Genomic DNA, 23,034 nt, shown 5'->3' with positions numbered 1-23,034 from the left:
AATGTTAGATTTAGCCATTACATTTGTTAATTAAATATAACTAAGACCAACTATTGTTGACTAATATGGACTACAGGTACCTAAAATAAAGGGCTTGAGTGATAGGCAGTATTTTGTAAACGAATGTGTATCATACATGGGTTGGTTTAGAGGGCTTCGATGACTATAAAACAATTATATAAGCAAACCATCAGCATTTTTGATTCGCTCTTAAAATTAAAAAGCCACCTAATTAAGGTGGCTTATGTTTATAACATCGTGTTTTTAATGTGCCTGACTATCGTTTTCTTCACGTTTATAAATATACGTTTGTTGAGTTTTAAAGCCAAAACCAATTGGTTGAGCGCCATTTACTAGCTTAACTTTTCCACCTTCAACATTTAAATTTGGTCCAAGTATTTCAATAGCTTTTATCGGCTTATCAGAACCTTTAACCCCAGGGCCTATTAAATAAAACTGACTAACTTGCGTTACATCCGTTTCATCATCCCAATCGCACTTACCATCCGCATCATTATCTGCACACGACGGGCCTTCCCCAAAAAATAGTTTCGGTGTATCTGGTACATCATTACTTGTTGCAAATTTCACATCGTCATAAACCTTCGTTCCGTAATGTAAATGAAAGGCATAAAGCGAACCACCGCCACCCGTTAACGAACATTGGTTTTGAGTTGATGATGAAGATGCAGGCGTAAAGGAAGTAAAGTAAGCAACCCCACCAACGACCGTTGCTGCAGCAAGGGACTTTTCGCCCGTCCCTAATTCGTATCGCCACCCTTTAAATTCGGCTAATTTAACTTCAAGGTTAACAAATTTATCAACGTCATCAAGTGCGTTACCAAATGGGTCTTCATTCATTTTCATTAAATCATCTGGCACTATTGGGGCTGGAAATTCAGTAAATATTTTTGTTAGGGTGTTTTCATCACGGATCATATACAGCTGATCTTGCTCATTAGTAGCAAGTGGGTTTGAACGATTTCCGCTACCTATAACTATTGCGTCATACGGGGTATCTAAACGGGTCGTAATCACCTCACCATCATAATTGGTCTTAGTAACTTTACTAAACAGCGTTCTAGCAACTAACGGTTTATAAAAGAAACGTCTGTCTTGCGACGCTAATGTACTGCCAAGCTCCGCAAGCTTAAAATGAGTAATATCACTTTCATCGTCACTAGGAATATCTACACGCCAAATATTACCGCCAGTATCGGTTGCATAAATTCGGTCGATATACCCGTCGTAATCTGAGTCAAGCGTAGTTACATCTGCTGCAATACTGTGCTCCCCGGTAAAACCATGTTCTTCCGGCGTTAGTGCCCATACCTTTTCGCCAGTTTTAGCATTAACAATGTAAATACCTAGCCCAGTTTCATCAGTCGTTCTAATCGCCTTATCTTTGTTTGTATCGTAGCCTGCGCCAAATATCAGCAGTGGATCCTCACCAAACGCTTTAATATAAGCAATTTGAGGTTTAGACCATGTTTGTGCTAAATATTTAAAGTCTTCAGAGCCACCAACTATTGGCTTATTCCATAATTTTTTCGGTTTATCTGGGTCGCTTATATCCAGGGCGTAGTAATTTTTACCGCCTCTGCGCATGCCTGCAAATGCCCATACTTCATCGTTATCACTTGCTCTAATAACACCATCATTTAAACCTTCGCTGTTTGAGCCTTTATTATTAAAGAACACACTTATAGGCCCATCCATGCCATACACTTTAGTATTTGCAAGATTACTACGTAAAGCCGGAATGTTTTTTAATAGGGCCGCAGGTGTAAAAGCCCACTTTTCTTCAACGGTATTGCCTTTGTCTTCAAACATATGTAAAAAGCCGGCGTTAGTGCCAACAAGTATATAAATACTTCCATCGCCATAATCTATAGATACCGGTTTAGAATGCAAAGGGTCGCCAAAAATATTGCTTCGTTGATCTACTGATGAGTCATCACCATCTTCATTATCAACATCAACCCCTCGTGCCCAGCTAATATCATCTTCCACTAAAGTTAAACCTATATTAGGGATTAAATCAGGGGCTAAATCGGTAACCGTACTTGTCGCTAAATTTAAAATGCCTTTTACTTTATCAAAAGTAAAATCAATAATACTCCCCGTTTTATCTATATAGATTTTACGGTTATCAGGGTCTAAAGTTGATAAAAGTAAATTCACGCCACCCTGAGCTACTAAATTCCCATCTGCAGGCTTATTAGTTGGTAGCCAAAATGTTCGCGCTTTTTCATCGATTAACCCATTGTCATCTAAAGCAATTTTATCCGTTGAATCTACTATATTAGCGCCCGACACTTTAAGCTTTTTTAAATTTCCGCTCCAACGTGCACCTGTTTCTGGATAAAACATTGCAAAGTAAATTGACTCTCGGCTACGTGTTTGGTCAACATTATTACTAGCTACCGTAGGAGATGAAAAACTATCGTTAACTTCACGTATTTTCGATATTGTGTTGTTAAGCGCTTCAGAGAGTTCAGTTGAGGTATCTGCATGTAAGTATTCGCCGCCCCCCAATAAAGCGGTTTTTTCTAATAATTTTTTACCATTTGTACTCATGCCACTACCAAAACCGATAGTAAAAACTCGCCCGGTATCAGCAACCTTTGACGTAGTGTCGTACAAATCCACCTCAACATCTCTTGTACCATGTATTATCTGAGCTAAAGCGGCTAAATAACTATTACTTGTTTTAGTGGGGTTTGAGCCAAAAGTAGATTTGTATAATGCTTCAATATCATCATTTCGGGTGGTATCTTGTGTAGGATCACCATCAGTCATTAATATTAAGCTAATTGAGTTATCACAACGCTCATCGGCCCCTGCTGGCTGCTCAAAAGGAGAAACATATCGAGGTATATCACTACCACTTTGCTCTCTCTCAATAGTAAAATCTCGTTTATTAGTATTTCGCCCATACCAAATTGTTTGCCCCGTCATATATAGGTAAGCTTCCCATAAGGTCTCAGTGATAGGCGTATTCCCGCCAGCAGGCAACTTTTCTATTTGACCCAATATTTTATCATGTGAGGAGCCTAGGCCAGCCATAACATAGCCACCATCATTGCCATTGAAACGCATCAAACCAAAATCAATCGAGCTATTATCATTTACTAATTGAGTCATTGCGCTTTTACCAGCATCAATTTTTTTTAGGACCACCATTAGGTAATTTTCCACCCATACTTCCTGATGTATCAAAAATAATAAGTACGCGAGGGTTTTCGTCTGTTTTAACATTATGGTTTACGTATAGCTCTATATCTTCGGCAAATACAGAAAGGCTAATACTCACCCCGAATAACAAGGCAGCTATTTTTTTTAGTTTGAATTGCATTTTTAAATCCCTTTATTTGCGCTTTTTATTTTTATTGCGCAAGTTAATAACTACTCTATTCCCTGTTTAATTTTTAGTAATATTGAGGTGGGACTAAAAATTAAAACCAAGATATATCTAGCTATTTATCACAAAACAGTGATTAGCATCCACGTGTCGTCAATGCTATAAAATATATATTACTGCGATTTTAAATAAAAATAGACTAAAGTCAAAGATATTAGATTTTATTATCAATTAAAAACAACAACTTAAACAAAACAATCCCGTTTTTCTGCACAGTTGAATCACGTTACAAAGTAATATTTTTACCTATGTTTCTATATTTATAGATCTATGCTTTAGGTAACAAGTACTTACCAATATAAATTAATAACGTAAGGCTATAAAAATCACTCTTAAGAGCACTATTATTCAGTAAAGCTGTTTTATTAAAAGGAGTGTATTTAATAGATAACTACGGTCATTTAAACGCAAAAAAGCCCATATTAGGTGCTACCTAATATGGGCTTTTGTACTCTTGCTAAATTATAAGTGCTTTATACAAGCATTCTTATAAAGATAACTCTTTTTTAGCACGAGTTAAGTTATGCGTTACAAGTGAGTTTTTAGAAATTTGAACTGCTTCATATAAATCAGAAATACCAGCAGTGTCTTTTTGTGATTTTATACGCGCTACACCACGGTTACTTAATGCAAACGATGTAAGTTCACGTACTTTTAAACGAGGACCATGGCTTTGCTTAAGTAATGCAATTGCTTGTGTACAAATAGCTTCTGCTTCTTCGTAGTTTTTTGACTCAACATTTAAAGCACAGCTATTAAATGATTTTTCAAATGCAGGTGCTGCAGTTACTGAGTCTTCAATAACCATTAATTTATAGTCACCTTGATTAGCCATTGCAGCAGCTGAGCAAGTTAATAATGAGCCAAGAGCGATGGTTTTTAAAAGTGTAAATTTCATGATTATATTCCTGATTAGTTAAGCCGTGCTTGTTGCCGACAACTGAACTTTAGAGTGTTAGCTCAATTACCACAAACGATAAAAACAAACCTAATAAGTGAATAAATCTAACCTATAGACTTTAGTCTAGCACCTGTAAAAATACTTATTAATTACAGTTAGTTAAAAACATGAAAATCACTAAACAATAAATAGCAAAATACATTTTTATTATTTTTAATAATACCAATCTGCTTATATATGGGGTCTATTTAACGTTAAGAAAATTACGCTAGAACTAGGCAAAAATTTTTTATCTAGTTGTTCTAAATAAAAAATTTTTAACGACGTTATAGTGCTATTTAATTCGTTAAATTGATCAAAGATTTATGCAGGTTGGTATAACACTATACAAGGTTAATAAACACGAAAAAGCCGATGTTGGGGTTTAACCCAACATCGGCTTTTTTACTCTCGCTATTTTATATCATGCTTTAGTAAGCACTTTATAAAACACGTTATAAAGGTTTTTTATAACGATAATTCTTCTTTAGCACGAGTTAAATTGTGCGATACCATTGTGCTGTTAGACAATTTTGATGCTTCGTATAAATCAGCAAGTGCAGCTGTATCGTTATGCGCTTTTAAACGTGCAACACCACGGTTGCTTAATGCGAATGACGTAAGTTGGCGTACTTTAAATTTAGGGCCATCTGCGTCTTTTAAAAGTGCAATTGCTTTAGTACAAATTTCTTCCGCTTGCGCATAATTTTTTGACTTAACATTCAGTGCGCAGCTATTAAAAGATTGCTCAAGTGGCTGTGGCGCTGTTGCAGTTTCAATAACCATTAATTTGTAGTCACTTTGATCAGCCATTGCAGCAGCTGAACATGTTAATAGTGAGCTAAGAGCGATAGTTTTGATAAGTGTAAGTTTCATGGTCATATTCCTGATTAGTTAAGCCGTGCTTGTTGCCGACAACTGAACTTTAGAGAATTAACACAACCCCGACAAACGATTAAAACAAACCTAATAAGTGAATAAAACTAACCTATAGACCTTAGTCTAATACGCTTAAGTTTTTTCTATATATTTAAACAACTTACGCACTATCTTACGTGCCTAAAATAGCTACTTTGCATTTCAAAATACATATAATTATTTATGCTTTTATTTAGTCGGTTTTATTTTAAGCACCTTACTTTGGCATAGCTGAATAACAATCAAACAAATTTACACATTTAATTACATGCAATACTAAGTCATGTATTTATAATTACGGCTCTGGTAACTTTTCATCATTTATGGGTTAACTTTTTTGAAACACACACTTCTTTTTTTTGTTTTTTTAAGCACGCTTTTAGCATTTAGCCAAAATGCTAATGCAAGGCTTTTACTTGGTAACAATACGCCTAACAGCGGTATGTTTATAAAATCAGAATTTAATGGTGATAGCAGCATTACATCGGTGGGTGTCGAAATGATGGTCAAGCAAAATTACAGTCACTTTGGGGTTATTTTTACAAGCGCTATTGGCGCGGCAGTAATCGATAATAAACAAGGCGAGCAAGAAGAGTTTATTACCTGGGATAATGGAATGAAGCTTGGTTACTTTAATGATTTTTTTATATACGCCGAGCTTGGCTTAGATCTGTTTGAACTCGCCTTTAAAAACGATAGAGGCGATAACACCTACCAAATAGATAAATCGGACAACGATATAGACGGCTACGCAGGTATAGGCGCAGGTTATCACTTTAAGCCATTTAAAATAGAAGCATTTACCCGAGCACGCCAAATAGATGGCGACTACTGGGAAGCACAAGAACATATTTACAGCGGTGTTCAGTTGTCACTTACTTTTTAATAGTACTTATAATCTTCGCTCATCTTTATTATTGATTGCTCAGAACAGTAAAAGCCCGTGAAATTGAACTATTTCACGGGCTTTTTAAATGAATTATATTTAACTCAATTTATAGTTAATCTATTTATATTTAGCGAATGCTTTTAGCAACCTTACCAATACTTAAACCTTGCACCAAAATAGAAAACACCACTACAGCATAAGTCAGTGCTAATAAAATATCGCGTTCAGTGCCATCGGGTAGTTGCAGTACCAGTGCTACCGAAATACCACCTCGCAAGCCACCCCAGGTTAATACTTTCCAAGCGCCCGAAGGTAGCTCAAGCTGTTTACCAAAAGTAGTGGTGGTTATACCAACAACCATAAGACGTGCTAGCAACGCAATAATAATAGTTAAACCGGCCGCTATAAATAAGTTACCTGAGTAGGCAATCATCACAACTTCAAGCCCGATTAAAACAAACAAAATAGCATTTAAAATTTCGTCAATCAGTTCCCAAAACAAATCAACATATTGACGTGTTTTGTCGCTCATAGCCCAGCTTCGTCCGTGGTTACCCACCATTAAGCCCATCATTACCATTGCAAGTGGGCCCGACAAATGCCAATGGCTTGCAAGTGCATAACCACCAATAACGCCCGCTAAAGTAAGTAGTACTTCTTCTTGGTAACTATCAATACTTTTAAGTAAGTAATATAAAATACCACCCAGCACCAAACCAAAAACAATACCACCACCGGCTTCAACCGCCAGTGTATGCGCCACATAATACGTGGTAGGAATATCGCCACTAGATAAAATACCCAGTAAAAGCACAAAAATCACCACGCCAATACCATCGTTAAATAACGACTCACCCGCTATAACAGTTTCAATACTTTTTGGTGCACCCGCTGATTGTAAAATCCCCATTACCGCAATAGGATCGGTTGGCGAAATTAATGCGCCAAACAGTAAACACCAAATAAACGACAAGTTAAACCCAAGTAAAGGCATTACAAAATAAAGCGCGGCAGCAATAATAACGGTCGATAACAGCGTACCCACACAAGCCAAAATACCAATCGGCAATTTATAGCGTTTTAAGTCACCAACATTTACGTGCAACGCACCGGCAAACAGCAGCATTGAAAGCATGCCATCGAGCAAAACTTCAGTAAAATCTAACTGATCGAGTAAACTTACTTCGTAATCTATTACTTCATCAAATCCTAAAAAGCCTAAAAATATAGCGCCAATAGATAAAAGCATTGAAATAACCATCACGCCAATGGTGGTTGGTAAACCAATAAAGCGATGGTTTACATAACTTAGTAACGCAGTAATCGATAAAAATATTGCGCTTATTTCAAGCACCGTCAGGCTGGTTGCAGATACCATGGTTTAGTCTCAGTAAATATGTAGTTACACCTCGCTCAAGCAAGGCAGAAGAATGTTTTTGTGTTTAGTATTATACTAAGTTTTGTACTAAATTTTTTATTAGCGCTTTTTATAGGGCTAGTTTTTTGTATAAATAGCGACAACAAGTGTACCTAAAATACTGATGTACCGCATTATTATTTCTTAAATTCAGTTTATATCAAAACAAAATACACAAAAAAGCCCATGCTAGGAATTAACCTAACATGGGCTTTTTTACTCTCGCTATTTTATAACATGCTTTTGGTAAGCACTTTATAAAGTGTTTATAAAGAAAGCTCTTCTTTAGCGCGAGTTAAGTTGTGCGATACCATTGTACTTGTAGACATTTGGTTTGCTTCGTATAAATCAGCAAGGCCAGCAGTGTCGTTGTTCGCTTTTAAACGTGCAACACCACGGTTACTTAATGCAAACGATGTAAGTTGGCGTACTTTAAATTTAGGGCCATCTGCGTCTTTTAAAAGCGCAATTGCTTTAGTACAAATTGCTTCAGCCTCAGCGTAATTTTTTGACTTAACATTCAGTGCGCAGCTATTAAATGATTGCTCAAGTGGCTGTGGCGCTGTTGCAGTTTCAATAACCATTAATTTGTAATCACTTTGCTCAGCCATTGCAGCAGCTGAACATGTTAATAGTGAGCTAAGAGCGATAGTTTTGATAAATGTTTTCATGGTTATATTCCTGATTAGTTAAGCCGTGCTTGTTGCCGACAATTGAACTTTAGAGAATTAACACCAAACCGACAAACGATTAAAACAAACCTAATAAGTGAATAAATCTAATCTATAGACTTTAGTCTAATGCCAAATTACTAATTTACGGCAATTGGTATTTATACAATCGGCAACCGAACCCGCTCTTTACTTAGTGCGTACAAGTAACTTAATTTTTGCCTAACAGCTTCAGACTTAAAGCCTTTGACTACAACATCATTTATCCACCAAACAAGCTGTTAAGGCACCAAGCGCTTAGCGGATAATCATCCGGTGATGCCCAGGCTTTGGTGATTTAGACGAAATTACCCGCGCGTATTACAACAACGAAGTTGTACAACTGCAGCAAGATGTATTAGTCATTAATAACTACCTACCCGCCGCACAACATATTGAATTTAAAGAGCCTGAGTATTCATACTTAAACCCAACAGCTAAGGAAGCCACATGAGCTGAATAGATGTAACAGAGATTATAAAACAATGGGGGCGTTTATTTATGTTGAGTTTTTTAGCAGCCGCTATTCAAATGTATTTAAGCAAAAAGCAATTTACGTTTTTTCATTACTGTATGAACGTGCTCATTGCTATTTTTGCAGCGTACTTAGCCGCTATGTTTTGTGAATGGCGCGGCTTTGACGAAAGTCTAAAAACGGGTGTGATTGGCGTAACAGCATATGCAGCTCCACACATTTTAGAAGGCTTCGACAAGCTAATTAAATCGTTTAGTAAAGACCCTAAAAGCTTTATTAAATTTATACGGGGGATTAAATAATGGGATGGTTAAAAGCACTGGTTTCGTTCATCACTGACCCTATAGCCGATTTAACCGGCGGTTATGTTGAGCGTAAACGTATTGCGGCTGAAATGGCCGCTGACGTAGCACGTGCTGAAAACAACTTTAAAATTGCGCAGTTTAACGCCAAAGCAAAACGCTGTATGCAGGCCGAACAAAACGACGCTGATTATGACTTACTGGTTTTAAAAAAACGCGACAAAACCATTATGGATGAAGTGATCATTCTATTCTTTTTGGGGTTGTTTGTGTGCCATTTTATCCCCGATATGCAACCTTATATGCGCAAAGGCTGGCAGGCCATGGGCTACAAAGGCGTGCCCTTGTACTTTGAGTTTGTGATTGTAGGTATTGCCGTTTCAACGCTTGGGCTAATGCGATTGTTTCGAGCGTTTTGGGCAGTAAAGGCAAAGGGAATAAATGCGCTAGTTAGGAGCTAGCGTATTTCTTATTAGTACAAATTGCGCAGATTAAAATGCTTAGATAAATAATAAACAACTCTATTTTTGTTTAGATAACCAATAGGTTTTATCCAATGACATCAACGCTTGTGTTATTTCCTTTTATTAGCCTCTGCGAAAAACCAACCAATCCCCATCCACTAGTGCGAAACTAGATGGTTCAAATAATGAAGGAGCCGGCGTCACGCTACTGGTTTGGCTTTGATAATAAATGGCAATTAATACAAATAACCCAGCAACAGAGTTTAATACATTTTCTAATGATGCTTGATCAAAACAATTTGACCGGTCGTGTTTTACCTTATTATTTGCCATCCACCATAACGGTGAAGTATCTGGCTGACCCCAATTAGACCAAGGAGTGAATGATAGTCCATACCTAGGTATTTCGACTGTATGAGTATCAAATTTTGGGTAAGCATCCATAATTATTTTTTGATAATCCCTTATATTCCTAGCCCCGCTCTCTGGTTTAATATTATCAGCTAGTTTTTTTGCTATTACATCAGCTTCAGCAGAGGCAACCATCAAAACTCTCGCTAACTGAATCGAAAAACACTTGAAATTTGATTCATGAAACTCAATCCAACGTGTAAGATCTGCAATATCTTCCTCTATGGCTAAGAAATAATTCCAGTGTATTGGTGTTCTATCTGTTCTGATACTCATTTTATTGCCTAACAAAACTATGGGAAGTCCACTATTCTATTTCTAAAAGTACAAAGTTCGCTATTTTTCAACTGCTAACTTAATATCACTATAGTCCGTTGTAGTATAAAAAGACTTTCCTTTTGCTGCAAAAGAAATAGTCACAAGGTCCTCTTCTTTAAAACCGCCCCTCTTTTTATGGGATACGTTAACGCGAAAACCATCATCTATACATTCAAAACTAATATGCGACTTCCCCTTTTTAAGGATGGCTTTACATTGAATCGTTTTACGTTCTTTATCTGTGAATCGCTCTTGAGTTTTGTATTTAACTATTTTAGCTGCTTCTAGCTCCACTTCTTTGCCATCGGGAACTAATGATTGAAAATCATACTTAGTATTTTTATCACAACTTCTACCAGGATGTGAATTTAGTGTAGGCTTGTAAAAAGCAATTGCTGCGGACTCCACTTTATCTGCTTTTTCCTGATTGCTAGCAATTGCAATAATATAGTGACGCCAATTTTTATTATATCGTAACGCTTGTTTAAATTTTTGCTTACTCTCTGGGTGAGTTAATGAATTGGCTAATTGCATATGCTCATTCCAACGATTAACTATGCATTTAGCCTGTCCAATATATACATCACCATTTAAATTTTGATGAGCATAAATAATGTGTAGTGCGTTTCGAACTTGAAATTCTTTTAAGTTTTTGGTGATTATAACTTTCATGAGTACTGCTCTACGATTTGTACGGGTATAATTTTATTATATTGTCAGAGTAGATTAACAATTTGTGCTATATCAAGCTATAGAATTTATGTGGGAGTTATTCACCAGCTTTTTGTTGTCACTTTATTGTCACTTTTTGACAAAGCGATCTTTTTTAAAGTTACTAACAGATCCTTTCGCTAGGCTAGCTGGCGATTAATGACGCGTCACTGAGGTTGTCAATTTGACGCGTTTTTTGCTCGAAAGCGGAAGGCGAGGAGGAGTGAATTTTTTTAGCTTTTTGATTCTCAGCTAATAGCCAAATGGTTATTTGTCATGCAACCAACCACTGTGTATAATGACAGTGCATTTTTTAACGGTTGGTGAATATTATGGCGCGGGGTTACTTGTCCAAATTGCGAAGCTAAAGCAACAATTACGTCACGCGAAAAGCAAAGCGCCCATGTAGTTAATTTATATTGCTCGTGTACCAATACAAAAGAGTGCGGGGCTACGTTCCGCATTACCCAATCGTTTGATCACTTCTTAAATCCACCTTGTAAAACCACTGCGCAATTAGCGGCATCGCTTATTAAAAACCTACCGTGTGAAGAGCAATTAGAATTAATTGGGCATTAAGTTGTAATAGTTTCTTATAGTTACCATCAGGTTTTTTATGTAAATATGATGACTAAAACCATTAGCGATTAGGTTGTCTTTCTCGTAGTAATTATCAACTATATAATCACCGCAAAACTTACAAGAAGTTTTAAGATCATTAAATTCCTCTTCTAATTCTTCAATATTATTATACTTAATGAGTTTTATAAGTAAGTAATTAACCCATAAAATGTTATTCAGAGTACACATATTATCTTTGTACTTTGACTCATACCTTGTATTTAACCCTTTTAACTTATTTAACACATTAGTTTTACTGATCACTTTATTTCTATACATAAGTAAGCTTTTTTGCTTTGTAACTAATTGCTCTTTATCATGTTTAGTAATTTTTTTACCTCTTCTCATTTTAAGTATTATGGCTAGTAATACCTCTAAGTTTTGGTAAATGTCAGCTTGCACATCCTGTAATAACTCAAAATTTAATTCTGCTTTCACGTTAAACAACTGAACTCTTTGATTTTCTTTCTTATTAGCGTTATATGTAGTTATAGCTACAATTACCGCATATACCGTTGCGACTCCACCAACCCAGCTACCTAACGCAGGCCAAAACTCTACATGGCTTTTAGCACTAACTAATATTTTATAACCACCGATAAAGGCCAAAATGATTGTAAAAAATGTAAATGTTATTGCTAATAGTAGTCTATATTTGCTCCAAAAATTTTTGAACTTTTCCTTCAAAATCGTTATTCCTTATTTTAATAACTAACCTAGTTTCTCACTTCTAAGTGTACCCGTGAATTAACTTGTTCACGGGTACACTTAGGCCAATAGTAACAGCGTATCAAAATATTTCCTGTTATTTTGGTTGTGGTCTATTGGTTACTGCAAATACATCGGCGTTAGGTTCTTGCTGGTAGCCGGTGCAAATTTCAGAAGCAAATACGCTGTTATTTGTTTTTCCACATTGACCGTATTGGGTTTTAGGCTTTGGCTTATCTAATTTAGTAATAAACGGGCTGCGCTGATCCTCTGCATAGCATTTTGGGCAAAACGCCTGGCAACTAATACATGCCCTTAGCATGAATACTTTTGAAATTTGAATAGTCATTTTCTCTCTTACCCTATTAAATCCAGTATCCAACAATCGCTGATTACAGATGCGATGCGATGCCTTGTTTTACTAAAGTAACTAAGTCCCAATCGCCAATAGTGACTAGGCCGTTTTCGATTAAAGTTGTATTAAGTGCTTGGCGTCCTTCTAGCTCTGCATATTGATAAGCAAGGTCTACAAGTTTGCGGGCTTGTTGCCAGTACTCATTTGTTACGTGCCAGCTACCCGATTTTTGGGCAAATGTTTTTGCTCGGTATTCAATATCGAGTTGCTTGTTTTGTTTTAATTGGACGTTTTCGTCTAATACCTGTAATTGGCCATCTTTGACTTGGTAAATATGGTCGTTCCTCGCGATCCTTTTCCCTTCAATTAGATCCTTTTTAACCTCTTCGAGGTCATTTTTTGTCACCCCCCACCATATCAAGTATTAACTCCGCGCTAGAGCCCACGGCTATAGGCGTACAGTTAATTACCACTAGACCAAGATAGGTCGGCTACGCCGACGTTGGTGCTAGCCTTAGCTCCAATTTTCTCTGCTTTACCTTTGAGTTGCCTAGTCCATTCGATTAAACGAGTTTTTAAATTAGTGTCGGTAATTACGTTATGCACGTTATTAAACAAACGTGTAAGTATTGCTTTGCCTTTTGGTATGCGGCGCAATTCACGATACACGGTAACGTTTGGTGAACCATGTAACAACAGCGATACTGCCAAGTGACTGTCCCCTTAGCTGATAACCTTACACTTAAACTATCTCTATGCGATAATACACAAGGTATTTGATTTTTACCTAGCAGCTTTCTTAATTTGGTATCCCTTATCGCCATTTAATTTTTTATACACAGTTAGCAGAAAATTTATACACGAAACTATACACACAACGCGCCACTTACAAGAAACTCGAAAATACAAAAAGAAACTGAGCAGCGCTAATAACCCGCAAATTCAAAGGGCTAAGACATAGAATGAATAATGAAAGTTATCAAGCGAATCAAGCAACAATCTATTGGCACGACTACGAAACGTGGGGGGCAAGCCCACAAAAGGATAAGCCGAGCCAATTTGCGGGTGTTCGTACCGATCTTGATTTAAATATTATTGGCGAGCCGCTTATTGAATATTGTAAGCCGCAAGCGGATTACTTGCCTCACCCTGAGGCGTGTTTAATTACAGGTATTACGCCACAAGTGGCGATGAAAAAAGGCTTAGTTGAAGCTGAGTTTATAGCAAAAATTCATGCCGAATTTAGTGTGCCAAACACCTGTGTTGCCGGTTATAACAGTATTCGGTTTGATGACGAAGTAAGCCGTTATAGCTTTTACCGTAACTTTTACGACCCATACGAGCGTGAATACAAAAATAATAATAGCCGCTGGGATATTATTGATTTGGTACGCGCTTGTTACGCGCTGCGCCCTGAAGGCATTGAATGGCCATTAAAAGAAGACGGCAGCCCAAGCTTTAAGCTAGAGCATTTAACCGTAGCTAATGGTATTGAACACGCCGCAGCACACGATGCGCTAAGCGATGTAACCGCCACTATTGCACTGGCTAAACTAATAAAAGAAAAACAGCCAAAGCTGTATAACTTCTTTTTTGGTTTGCGTGGTAAAAAAGCGCTTGCTGAGTTAGTTGATGTATTTAACATGACGCCGCTGGTGCATACCACGTCGCGCATACCAGCAACGCAAGGCTGTACAAGCTGGGTTGCACCAATGAGCTTTCATCCGGTTAATAAAAATGCGGTTATTTGTTTTGATTTAACCCAAAGCCCGCAAGTACTTATTGATTTAAATGTAGAAGAATTACGTAAACGTTTATACACCAAGCGCTTAGATTTGGCCGAGGGCGATTTACCCGTTGGCTTAAAACTGGTGCATTTAAACAAGTGCCCTATTTTAGCGCCTGCTAAAACGTTATTGCCTGAAAACGCCGCTCGACTTGGGATTGATCGCGAGCAATGCTTAGCTAACTTAGCTATTTTAAAAGCCAATACCGACCTTCGCGATAAAGTAACTGAGGTATTTAACGAGCAAGGCGATTACAGCGCCACTACTAACGTTGATTACTTACTTTACGATAGGTTTACAAGCCATGCCGACAAGGCTAAATTTGCGATTATTCGTGATGCCAAGCCAGATGATTTGGCAGGGTTGAATTTAGATTTTGAAGATAAAAAGTTTAATACGTTATTGTTTAGATACCGCGCTCGTAATTGGCCTGAAACACTAAACCAGCAAGAGCTTGATCAATGGCGTCAGTATTGCCAAAACAAGTTAATGCACGGGGAAGATCAACCGTCGATTAACGCGCAAGATTTTATGATCACCCTTGAAAACCTAGCGCATGAACATGACGACAGCGAAAAAAATCTTACAATTTTAAAGGCGCTGTATAACTACGCACAAAGCATGTAATTTGCTTTAAGTTTGTGTGTATAACGCATTAAAAACGCGACACTTTAGCAATAAAGTGTCGCGTTTTTTTGTTTATAAATATTTGTACCACTACACGCAAAGTAAAATCTATTTCACAAAGAGAAGCGAATGAGAAAATATAAAGACCAACAACAATCTTTTTTATCTATCACTGCCTCTAAAAGCGCAGCGCCTCTAAACCTCTTTGTGAATAAGTCACTTTACGGGCTTTGCCCGTCACGCAAGCAAGCTTCGCGTCTTGTATCTCTCATTGATAAATGATTAGCTATCATTTATCACATCGAAGTCAGTGAGCTTGCCTTTGCGTCTAGTATTTAATACTGCTCCGTAGATAAAGTCCTGACTTTCTATTCTCAGAAACTGAATGGTATCCAAGCACACTTTTTTAAGTAGATGCTGTATGTACAAGGGGAGTAAGTAGAGATGATGTTTATCGGCATTGATATTAGTAAAGAGAAGATTGATTTATCGTGGTTGAGAGACCAACTTACAAACAAGATTAAAACAAAAGTCTTTAAAAACAAGCGCCAAGACTTTGTAACAATAGAAAAATGGCTTTTAAATACAACAAAAAGCGCTGCTAATGAGCTCGTTATCACACTCGAACCAACGGGTGTTTATCATGAGGCGCTAATGTATTTTTTACACGAGCGAGGCTTTAATATTATTTTAGCGAATCCTGGTAAAGCTAAAAAGTATGCAGACGCTTTAAACATAATTCACAAAACAGACAAATCTGATGCAACAATGCTTGCCCATTACGGCAGTGCTAAGCACGCAGTCGTTAGTTATTGGCAACCTGAAGCATTAGAGGTTAGAGAGCTTAAAGCCCTTATCCGTCGTTTAGATGCGCTTGAGAGTAACCGACAACGAGAAGCGAACCGATTAGAAGCAAGTGAATTCAGTAACGTTTCAGCACGTGTTTGCCAATCAATAAAAGTGACTATCGCGTTTTTAGACGATGAAATTAAACAGCTTAAATCTGACATTGATAACCACATAGATAATGAACCTGATTTAAAAAGAAACAGAAAACTACTTGAGTCTATCCCTGGCATTGGGCCCGTATTATCGAGAGAGCTGACGTATTTGTTTGCGGCTAAAAAATTCAATAAAGCCAAAGAAGCGGCGGCTTATTGCGGATTAATTCCACGGCATAATGAATCGGGTAAATTAAAAGGGCGAACATCAATCAGTAAACTTGGGCCAGCCAGAATTCGATGTAAACTTTATATGGCCGCAATTGTCGCAGGGCAATGGAATAAAACAATAAAGAGACACAAGTTAACGTTAATAAATAATGGTAAAACACCGATGCAAGCTGTGTGTGCAAATATGCGAAAGCTAATTCATATATGTTTTGGTGTAATAAAAAACCAAGAAGCGTTTAAGCTCCAAGAAAGTTAAATACGACCTTGAAGCTTAAAATGAGAGATGGTATCTACAGCGTTACTTTTTATGCAGTGCTTCAATGCGTGCTAGTAAACTTGAGGTGTCGTATCTGCCGCCGCCGAGTGCTTGTACGTCGGCGTAGTATTGATCGACCGTTGCGGTCATTGGTAGTGTAGCGCCGTTGTTTTTAGCTTCATCGAGTGCAATGCCTAAATCTTTACGCATCCAATCTACGGCAAAACCAAACTCATATTCACCCGCCCACATTGTTTTGTAGCGGTTTTCCATTTGCCACGAACCGGCTGCACCTTTAGAAATGGTTTCTATAACTTTTTCACCATCAAGCCCAGCTTGCTTGGCAAAATGTAAGCCTTCGGCTAAACCTTGCACTACACCAGCAATACAAATTTGATTAACCATTTTACAAAGTTGTCCCGAGCCAACGCCGCCTAACAGTTGGCTAAAACGACTAAACGCCGCCATAACTGGCTGCACTTTAGCAAATACAGCTTCACTGCCACCCGCCATAACCGTTAATACGCCATTTTCGGCGCCTGCTTGTCCGCCCGATACCGGTGCATCTATAAAGTCGATATTTTGCAGAGTCGCTTTTGCTGCAACTTCGCGAGCTACTTCGGCAGACGTTGTGGTGTGATCAACTAAAATAGTGTGCGGCAACATGCCCGCTAACACGCCATCGTCGCCATACACTACTGAGCGTAAATCGTCATCGTTACCAACACACATAAATACGATGTCGGCATTGCTTGCAGCTTCGCGCGGGGTTGATGCAAAGCTTCCTGAATGTTCTGCAGTCCACGCTTGTGCTTTAGCTTGAGTGCGGTTATAAACGCATACGCTGTGCCCTGCTTTTGCTAAATGCCCCGCCATTGGGTAACCCATTACGCCTAAACCTATAAATGCGACTTTCATTGACATAAAAATGACCTATTAAACTGATAACTTAGAAACTAGACCTCGATTATGTCAACCGGTCGATGAAAAAGCGAATGAAAGTCTTTATAAAATTTCCTTAAGCGGGAAAGGTAAGTAGGTAACCTATGGACAGTATTTATCAATTTAATGCACCACTTTTTAACAGCGAAAATTTTTCTCTTAGCCAGTTACAGGGAAAAACCGTACTTATTGTTAATACAGCGTGTAAGTGTAATTTTTCGGTGCAATTAAACGCGCTCGAAAAGCTCTATCAGCAATACAGAGGCCATGGTTTTACTGTGCTTGCGTTTCCGTGCAACCAGTTTGGCCAAAATGAGCCGCTTGATAACTTAGCCATTAAAGACTTTTACCAAGAGCAATTTAATACCTCGTTTGAGGTATTTGGTAAGGTAATGGTAAACGGACCAGAAACGCACCCCTTGTTTAATTACTTAAAATCGCATACGCGGGGTATTTCGCAAAACCGTGCTATTAAGTGGAATTTCACTAAGTTTTTAATTAACTCACAAGGGCAACTTGTTGCACGCTATGCACCGCGCACTAAACCCGAAACACTTATACAAGTGATAGAAAGCAACTTACTGCAAGCTGCAAAGTTAAGCGCAGCTAAAGATGGTAAAAAGGTATCTTCAAAAATACCTTTGTTTACCTCAAGTAAGGCTCCGCTCAAGGCTTAATTTAAATCAATAAAATGCGTGTTACTAAAGCACAGGTTTATAAAGTAGTTTATTGTATTAGTAATAAATAATACTCCTTAAGCGTCGAGGCTATTACCATGAACATTGCTTTTTTTAGTACTCAAAAGTACGAACTACCTTTTTTTGAACAAAGTACACGCGATCACTGTGATATAAAAATAACGTATTTTGAGCAAGCCCTGAGCGAACAAACAGCTATTTTAGCAAATGGGTTTGATGCCATATGCGTGTTTGTTAACGACACCGTAAACGCCGCTGTTATTGAGCAACTGGCAAGCCAAGGCATAAACACTATTTTGCTGCGTTGTGCAGGGTTTAATAACGTTGATTTACCTGCAGCAAAAGCACATAAATTAAAGGTATTACGCGTACCAGCATACAGCCCAGAAGCAGTAGCTGAGCACTGCATAGCACTTATGCTAACGCTTAGCCGTAAAACCCATAAAGCGTATAACCGCGTTCGCGAAGATAATTTTGATTTAAACGGATTACTCGGTTTTAACTTGCACAATAAAACCGTGGGTATTGTGGGCTGCGGTAAAATTGGCCTTGCGCTGTGTAACATTTTAAATGGCTTTGGCGCTAAAGTATTAGTGTGCGACCCCTACGAACAACCTGGCAATTATACTATTACCGATATAAACACCTTGCTTAGCCAAAGCGATGTGATTTCTTTGCATTGCCCACTTACCGAGCAAACTCATCATTTAATAAATGACGAGGCGTTTAGCAAAATGAAAACCGGCGTTATGCTTATTAATACCTCACGAGGCGCACTGCTTGATAGTAACGCGTGTATTAGCGCGCTTAAAACTAAAAAACTAGGCTACTTGGGGCTCGACGTATACGAGCAAGAGTCGGAGCTATTTTTTAAAAATCATAGCGACGAAATAAACCAAGACGATATATTTTCGCGTTTAGTGAGCTTTAAAAATGTTTTAGTAACGGGGCATCAGGGCTTTTTTACCCAAGAAGCACTCACCGAAATAGCAAATACAACCCTACTTAACGCGCTGGAAGTAAATGAAGGTAAGCCTCTAACTAATGAGGTTTTATAAAGTTCTTGGCTATACCTAAATAACAGGTACAAAAAAAGCGAATAAGGTGAGCCCTATTCGCTTTTTTGTTTAAAAATTCACTTTAAATAGAGCTTAGCCAAACGCGACGTTTGCAAATACCAAGGTCATTAATATTGGGCAAACAAAACGAATATACTGAGCAAACCAGTAATGTACGCCTGTTGTTGCTTGATGTAATTTATTACCACGCTGCCACATCCAACCTACCGTAATAAAGTAAAACAAGCCCATAAGCGGTAATTGGTATTGGGTAAATAGCATAATGACTAAGCCAAATAACCAATCAAAATTTAATATAATGGCGCTTGCACACACAAGTACAACGGCGCTAACTGCCCATGTTGCTTTGGTGCGGCTAACGTTATGGTTTTCGACTAAAAACGCGACCGGAATTTCGGTGGTCGATATAGTTGACGTAACCGATGCGATAGACATTAATACAAAAAACAATAAACCGACTAATAAGCCAATTTCGCCCATAGTGCTAAATAGCGCAGGTAAAATAGCAAAAATAAGTTGCCCTTCGCCAATAAGCTTTCCGCCACTAAATACTTCAACACCGTTGTGCTGCGCAACATAAATAGCAGGAATAATAAGTAACCCCGCTAAAAACGCCACACTGGTATCAAGTAAAGCAACACCTGCGGTGAGCTTTGGTAAATTAGCATCTGGTTGTAAGTACGAGCCGTAAATCATCATACAGCCTACACCTAGTGAGAGCGAAAAGAACGCTTGCCCCATTGCGGCAATAATTAAATTAGGGTCGAGTATTTGGCTAAAATCAGGAATTAAATACGCGGCAAAGCCTTCGCTTGCGCCATCAAGTGTTGCAATATAGGCAATTAAACCAACAAGCAATACGAGCAACAGTGGCATTAAACGGCGCGACCAGGTTTCGATTCCCGATTTAACACCTTTTAAAATAATACTGGCAGTTAAAATAAGCATAAGCGGCGTAAATACAAAATTACGCAGCACTGAGTCGCTATGTAAAAACTCGCTTGCGCCTGTAAACCCAAAAAAGGTTGTTATGGGTTCAATAGCGTACGAGAGCATCCACCCTGCTACTATTGAGTAAAAACTTAGCATAACAACTGCGCCCGCAAGGCCTATATAACCTGCTGCAGCACCAACCTTACGGTTAGTGTTTTGCCATGCATCGCCCAATGCTTTTACCGGGTTAGCTTGTGCTTTGTGACCTAAATAAAGTTCGGTATACAGCGCAGGAAGCGCAAGCAAAAATATAACAATAAAGTAAACCAGTAAAAATGCACCGCCACCATGGTTGGCCGCTTGCGTAGGAAAACCCCAAATATTACCCAAACCCACTGCTGCGCCAGCAGCGGCTAAAACAAAACCAAGTCGGCTTTGAAACCCATCACGCACTTGTGCCATACATCTACAAATCTGTTATTATTTTGATTATTGTGAATTAAACCATATTTCATGCCAGCTGAGTAATAAAATTGTACCCAGCCTTTATTAGTGGCACTAACCGCTCACAATATCAGCGACTTCTTTTGCTTTAGGGCTTTTATGACTGAACACTATTTTAAAAACACCTTGAGTATTACTTCAACTCAATTGGCAAATTTGTCTTTAGCGAGTAACAGTATTTTATTATTTAATGCTAAAACACTTGAGCTTAGTGACTTTAATTTGCCCGATTGCTTAAGCCTATTTGAGTTAACCATTATAAACCGTCGCAAAAGCCCTCAAGCTAAGCAAGAGTATTTAGCGACGCGGTTATTGTTAAAACACCTTATTAAAATAACGCAGCCGCAACATGCGCACGTAGCCCTTAATAAAATGAGTACAGAATTTGACGAGGAAAGCTCAAAGCTGCAAATACATGTGAGTAGTGATGTTATTAATACCTGTATTTCGCATTCGCATGGTTTAGTTGGGGTCGCGCTAAATTTTGATAAAAGCGAGTTTGGTTTTGATATTGAAAAAATAAGCCTAAAGCGCCCGTTTGAAAAGCTCGCTAAGCATTTTTATCATCAAGATGAAATTTCACTTATTACCGAGCCCACTAATACCCAAGCCCAAGCAGATACGTTTTTTAGAATTTGGACATTAAAAGAGTCACTTGCTAAAGCCACCAGCCGCCCTATTGCAAAACTACTTAGCCCCAATGTGTTTGACGAATTAAATAGTGCAAAGCTGAGTGCTAGCAGTAATCGCGTTACTGTAGTTGATAGCAGTGACAGCAATGTTTGTTTTGATGTAAGTGTGGTGCATAAAAAAAGCACCGACTGGCGATGCTTTTTATTGACCGACTTTGTTAAGTAATTTTGTTAAGTAACTTTATTAACTGATTTTACTAGGTAACTTTAATAAATCGCTTTCCTGAATAACCGCTTCTTAATAGTAAAATTATTTAAGCAGCAAAATCGTTTTCTAATAAACGGCTATGAATAGACTGTACTACGTTATCTGACTCAGTTTGCTCTACTAAAAAGCACAGGTTGTGCTTACTAGCACCGTGGCAAATTAGTCGAATGTTAAAGTCTTTTAGTACACTCATTAAGTTCATTTCGTGTTGGCGTAATTGAATCTCAGAGCCAATAAGTGCCACCAATGTTAGGTTGTTTTCTACCGAAACATGGCAAAATTCTGCAAGCTTATCTAGGCATTCTTGATCGAGCTCTGGGCGCGAGGCGTTTTGCGCGTTATCAAGGGTTATAGCTACGCTGATTTCTGATGTGGTTACCAAATCGACCGATATATTGTATTCACTTAATAGTGTAAATACGCGTGCTAAAAAGCCGCTTGCTAGTAGCATTTCTGGGCTTTTAAGCGTAAGCAATATTTGGTTTTTACGTTGCGTTACTGCGCGTATACCTGGTTGCTGCGACTTTTCGCGCTCAATCCACGTACCGCCACGCTCAGGCTCGCGACTAGAACCCACAAATACGTTAATGTGACTACGGCTTGCTGGTAAAATAGTTGCTGGGTGTAATACTTTTGCGCCAAAGGTCGCCATTTCGGCGGCTTCGTCAAAACTTAAACGTGCAATAGGCGTCGCTTTTGCGCACAAACGCGGGTCGGTGCTAAAAATGCCCACTACGTCGGTCCAAATATGCACACTTTTAGCATTAATTGCTTCAGCTAAAAGTGCAGCGCTGTAGTCTGAACCACCACGTCCAAGCGTTGTTGTTTGGCCATATTCGTCGCTGCCAACAAAGCCCTGAGTCACAATTACTTGAGTGTCTAATAACGGGATTAAATGTTCTTTAGCGGCTTGCGCTGTGGCTGCAACATTGGGCGTTGCTTTGCTAAATTGGCTGTCGGTTTTAAGCACCTTGCGTACATCAAATCGATCGGCGTTTAAGCCATTTAAACGCAGCACCTGAGCAAACAAATACGACGATAAACGCTCACCAAAGCTAAGTAGCTCATCGTGTTGTTTATCGGTTATTAGTGACTCTTGAGCCAATGTTTGAAATGCTTTTAGAGTTTCGTTAAAGCCAACTGCTAAATCGGCATCAAGCGATAACTCATCTAAAATAGTTTGTTGAATAGCAAGCACACCGTTTATGTGCTCTTGGCGCTCACTTGAGGTAATACTTGATTTACACAGTGCAACTAAGTGGTTAGTTACGCCGGCGCTAGCGCTCACGGCAACAATACGTACGCTTTTATCTGCAACAATAATTTCGCTACAGCGACTCATCGCTTCAAAATTTGCAACACTTGTTCCGCCAAATTTGGCAACGATGTAATCTGACTTTGCGCTTAACTCTGTTTGAGGCACTGTTTGTGGCGCTGATTGGGTAGTCATTTAGTCTCCTTTCGCGATATCCA

The 23,034-nt window shown here is 38.5% G+C and carries 23 protein-coding genes and 2 pseudogenes; 10 read left to right on the top strand and 15 right to left on the bottom strand.

From position 1 onward, the window contains the following. Positions 1 to 264: 264 nt before the first annotated feature. The 3 genes and pseudogenes from I6F45_RS15470 to I6F45_RS15460 form a co-directional block, all read right to left on the bottom strand. Positions 265 to 3,358, bottom strand: a pseudogene (locus I6F45_RS15470) (PilC/PilY family type IV pilus protein). Between the two features lie 553 nt (positions 3,359 to 3,911). Next, entirely contained in the window at positions 3,912 to 4,322 is a 411-nt protein-coding gene (locus tag I6F45_RS15465) for a hypothetical protein (protein ID WP_165727704.1), read from the bottom strand. Positions 4,323 to 4,832: 510 nt separating this feature from the next. After that, the gene (locus tag I6F45_RS15460) at positions 4,833 to 5,240 is read right to left on the bottom strand and encodes a hypothetical protein (RefSeq protein ID WP_197161038.1); all 408 of its coding nucleotides are present in this window, start codon (positions 5,238 to 5,240) and stop codon (positions 4,833 to 4,835) included. A 379-nt stretch (positions 5,241 to 5,619) separates the two neighbouring features. Between I6F45_RS15460 and I6F45_RS15455 the strand changes: the two genes are divergently transcribed. Continuing rightward, positions 5,620 to 6,168: a hypothetical protein gene (locus I6F45_RS15455; RefSeq protein ID WP_197161036.1), complete on the top strand. Its 549-nt coding sequence runs from the start codon at positions 5,620 to 5,622 to the stop codon at positions 6,166 to 6,168. Between the two features lie 130 nt (positions 6,169 to 6,298). On the opposite strand, the gene I6F45_RS15450 is transcribed toward I6F45_RS15455, so the two are convergent. Further along, positions 6,299 to 7,549: a cation:proton antiporter gene (locus I6F45_RS15450; protein WP_197161034.1), complete on the bottom strand. Its 1,251-nt coding sequence runs from the start codon at positions 7,547 to 7,549 to the stop codon at positions 6,299 to 6,301. Between the two features lie 305 nt (positions 7,550 to 7,854). After that, a complete protein-coding gene (locus I6F45_RS15445; RefSeq protein ID WP_024596464.1) occupies positions 7,855 to 8,259 on the bottom strand; it encodes a hypothetical protein in 405 nt (134 codons plus the stop codon). Positions 8,260 to 8,581: 322 nt separating this feature from the next. Between I6F45_RS15445 and I6F45_RS21425 the strand changes: the two are divergent. From I6F45_RS21425 to I6F45_RS15435, 3 genes and pseudogenes are all read left to right on the top strand, one after another. Then, positions 8,582 to 8,752, top strand: a pseudogene (locus tag I6F45_RS21425) (phage portal protein); the annotation flags it as partial. 47 nt (positions 8,753 to 8,799) lie between these two features. Then, on the top strand, positions 8,800 to 9,075 hold the full coding sequence (locus tag I6F45_RS15440) for a phage holin family protein (RefSeq protein WP_197161032.1): 276 nt from the start codon (positions 8,800 to 8,802) through the stop codon (positions 9,073 to 9,075). After that, positions 9,075 to 9,536 (top strand): hypothetical protein, encoded by a 462-nt coding sequence (locus I6F45_RS15435; RefSeq protein WP_197161031.1) that lies wholly within the window; start codon positions 9,075 to 9,077, stop codon positions 9,534 to 9,536. Before I6F45_RS15440 ends, I6F45_RS15435 begins: the two co-directional genes overlap by 1 nt. Before the next feature lie 126 nt (positions 9,537 to 9,662). On the opposite strand, the gene I6F45_RS15430 is transcribed toward I6F45_RS15435, so the two are convergent. From I6F45_RS15430 to I6F45_RS21420, 3 genes are all read right to left on the bottom strand, one after another. Continuing rightward, positions 9,663 to 10,226, bottom strand: a complete 564-nt coding sequence (locus I6F45_RS15430) for a hypothetical protein (RefSeq protein WP_197161030.1) — start codon at positions 10,224 to 10,226, stop codon at positions 9,663 to 9,665. A gap of 60 nt (positions 10,227 to 10,286) precedes the next feature. Then, positions 10,287 to 10,940 (bottom strand): GIY-YIG nuclease family protein, encoded by a 654-nt coding sequence (locus I6F45_RS15425; RefSeq protein WP_197161029.1) that lies wholly within the window; start codon positions 10,938 to 10,940, stop codon positions 10,287 to 10,289. Positions 10,941 to 11,227: 287 nt separating this feature from the next. Next, on the bottom strand, positions 11,228 to 11,443 hold the full coding sequence (locus I6F45_RS21420) for a hypothetical protein (RefSeq protein ID WP_231609680.1): 216 nt from the start codon (positions 11,441 to 11,443) through the stop codon (positions 11,228 to 11,230). Between I6F45_RS21420 and I6F45_RS15420 the strand changes: the two genes are divergently transcribed. Beyond that, positions 11,355 to 11,558: an ogr/Delta-like zinc finger family protein gene (locus tag I6F45_RS15420; RefSeq protein ID WP_331460669.1), complete on the top strand. Its 204-nt coding sequence runs from the start codon at positions 11,355 to 11,357 to the stop codon at positions 11,556 to 11,558. The two genes, I6F45_RS21420 and I6F45_RS15420, sit on opposite strands and share 89 nt — an antisense overlap. On the opposite strand, the gene I6F45_RS15415 is transcribed toward I6F45_RS15420, so the two are convergent. The 4 genes from I6F45_RS15415 to I6F45_RS15400 all read right to left on the bottom strand — a co-directional run bounded on the left by I6F45_RS15415 (position 11,544) and on the right by I6F45_RS15400 (position 13,374). After that, complete coding sequence (locus tag I6F45_RS15415; RefSeq protein ID WP_197161027.1) at positions 11,544 to 12,287, bottom strand: hypothetical protein; 744 nt, start codon at positions 12,285 to 12,287, stop codon at positions 11,544 to 11,546. The two genes, I6F45_RS15420 and I6F45_RS15415, sit on opposite strands and share 15 nt — an antisense overlap. A 118-nt stretch (positions 12,288 to 12,405) precedes the next feature. Beyond that, positions 12,406 to 12,657, bottom strand: a complete 252-nt coding sequence (locus I6F45_RS15410; protein WP_197161025.1) for a hypothetical protein — start codon at positions 12,655 to 12,657, stop codon at positions 12,406 to 12,408. Between the two features lie 43 nt (positions 12,658 to 12,700). Further along, a complete protein-coding gene (locus tag I6F45_RS15405; protein WP_197161023.1) occupies positions 12,701 to 13,069 on the bottom strand; it encodes a hypothetical protein in 369 nt (122 codons plus the stop codon). Between the two features lie 56 nt (positions 13,070 to 13,125). Further along, the gene (locus tag I6F45_RS15400) at positions 13,126 to 13,374 is read right to left on the bottom strand and encodes a hypothetical protein (RefSeq protein ID WP_197161021.1); all 249 of its coding nucleotides are present in this window, start codon (positions 13,372 to 13,374) and stop codon (positions 13,126 to 13,128) included. A 251-nt stretch (positions 13,375 to 13,625) separates the two neighbouring features. Here I6F45_RS15400 and sbcB point away from each other — a divergent pair, with 251 nt between their 5' ends. Both sbcB and I6F45_RS15390 read left to right on the top strand, forming a co-directional pair. Beyond that, positions 13,626 to 15,077 carry an exodeoxyribonuclease I gene (gene sbcB, locus I6F45_RS15395; RefSeq protein ID WP_197161019.1) on the top strand — a complete coding sequence of 484 codons (1,452 nt, stop codon included), beginning with the start codon at positions 13,626 to 13,628 and terminating at the stop codon, positions 15,075 to 15,077. Between the two features lie 444 nt (positions 15,078 to 15,521). Continuing rightward, the gene (locus I6F45_RS15390) at positions 15,522 to 16,505 is read left to right on the top strand and encodes an IS110 family transposase (protein ID WP_197161017.1); all 984 of its coding nucleotides are present in this window, start codon (positions 15,522 to 15,524) and stop codon (positions 16,503 to 16,505) included. Positions 16,506 to 16,547: 42 nt separating this feature from the next. On the opposite strand, the gene I6F45_RS15385 is transcribed toward I6F45_RS15390, so the two are convergent. Next, positions 16,548 to 17,429, bottom strand: a complete 882-nt coding sequence (locus I6F45_RS15385) for an NAD(P)-dependent oxidoreductase (RefSeq protein ID WP_197161015.1) — start codon at positions 17,427 to 17,429, stop codon at positions 16,548 to 16,550. 122 nt (positions 17,430 to 17,551) lie between these two features. Between I6F45_RS15385 and I6F45_RS15380 the strand changes: the two genes are divergently transcribed. Together I6F45_RS15380 and I6F45_RS15375 are read left to right on the top strand one after the other, a co-directional pair. Beyond that, the gene (locus I6F45_RS15380) at positions 17,552 to 18,124 is read left to right on the top strand and encodes a glutathione peroxidase (RefSeq protein ID WP_197161012.1); all 573 of its coding nucleotides are present in this window, start codon (positions 17,552 to 17,554) and stop codon (positions 18,122 to 18,124) included. 98 nt (positions 18,125 to 18,222) lie between these two features. After that, a complete protein-coding gene (locus tag I6F45_RS15375) occupies positions 18,223 to 19,203 on the top strand; it encodes a 2-hydroxyacid dehydrogenase (RefSeq protein ID WP_197161010.1) in 981 nt (326 codons plus the stop codon). Positions 19,204 to 19,296: 93 nt separating this feature from the next. Here I6F45_RS15375 and I6F45_RS15370 read toward each other — a convergent pair whose 3' ends face one another. Further along, the gene (locus I6F45_RS15370) at positions 19,297 to 20,619 is read right to left on the bottom strand and encodes a sodium-dependent transporter (protein ID WP_197161008.1); all 1,323 of its coding nucleotides are present in this window, start codon (positions 20,617 to 20,619) and stop codon (positions 19,297 to 19,299) included. 141 nt (positions 20,620 to 20,760) lie between these two features. Here I6F45_RS15370 and I6F45_RS15365 point away from each other — a divergent pair, with 141 nt between their 5' ends. Further along, the gene (locus I6F45_RS15365; protein ID WP_197161006.1) at positions 20,761 to 21,519 is read left to right on the top strand and encodes a 4'-phosphopantetheinyl transferase family protein; all 759 of its coding nucleotides are present in this window, start codon (positions 20,761 to 20,763) and stop codon (positions 21,517 to 21,519) included. An 88-nt stretch (positions 21,520 to 21,607) separates the two neighbouring features. Here I6F45_RS15365 and lysC read toward each other — a convergent pair whose 3' ends face one another. Further along, positions 21,608 to 23,011 (bottom strand): lysine-sensitive aspartokinase 3, encoded by a 1,404-nt coding sequence (lysC, locus tag I6F45_RS15360; RefSeq protein ID WP_197161004.1) that lies wholly within the window; start codon positions 23,009 to 23,011, stop codon positions 21,608 to 21,610. Between the last annotated feature and the right edge of the window lie 23 nt (positions 23,012 to 23,034).

It is taken from the genome of Pseudoalteromonas sp. SWYJZ19, assembly GCF_015864375.1.
In the GTDB taxonomy this organism is placed as follows: Bacteria; Pseudomonadota; Gammaproteobacteria; order Enterobacterales; family Alteromonadaceae; genus Pseudoalteromonas; species Pseudoalteromonas arctica.
Note: the sequence above shows the minus strand (reverse complement) of the source record. Positions and strands in the feature narration are given on the sequence as shown.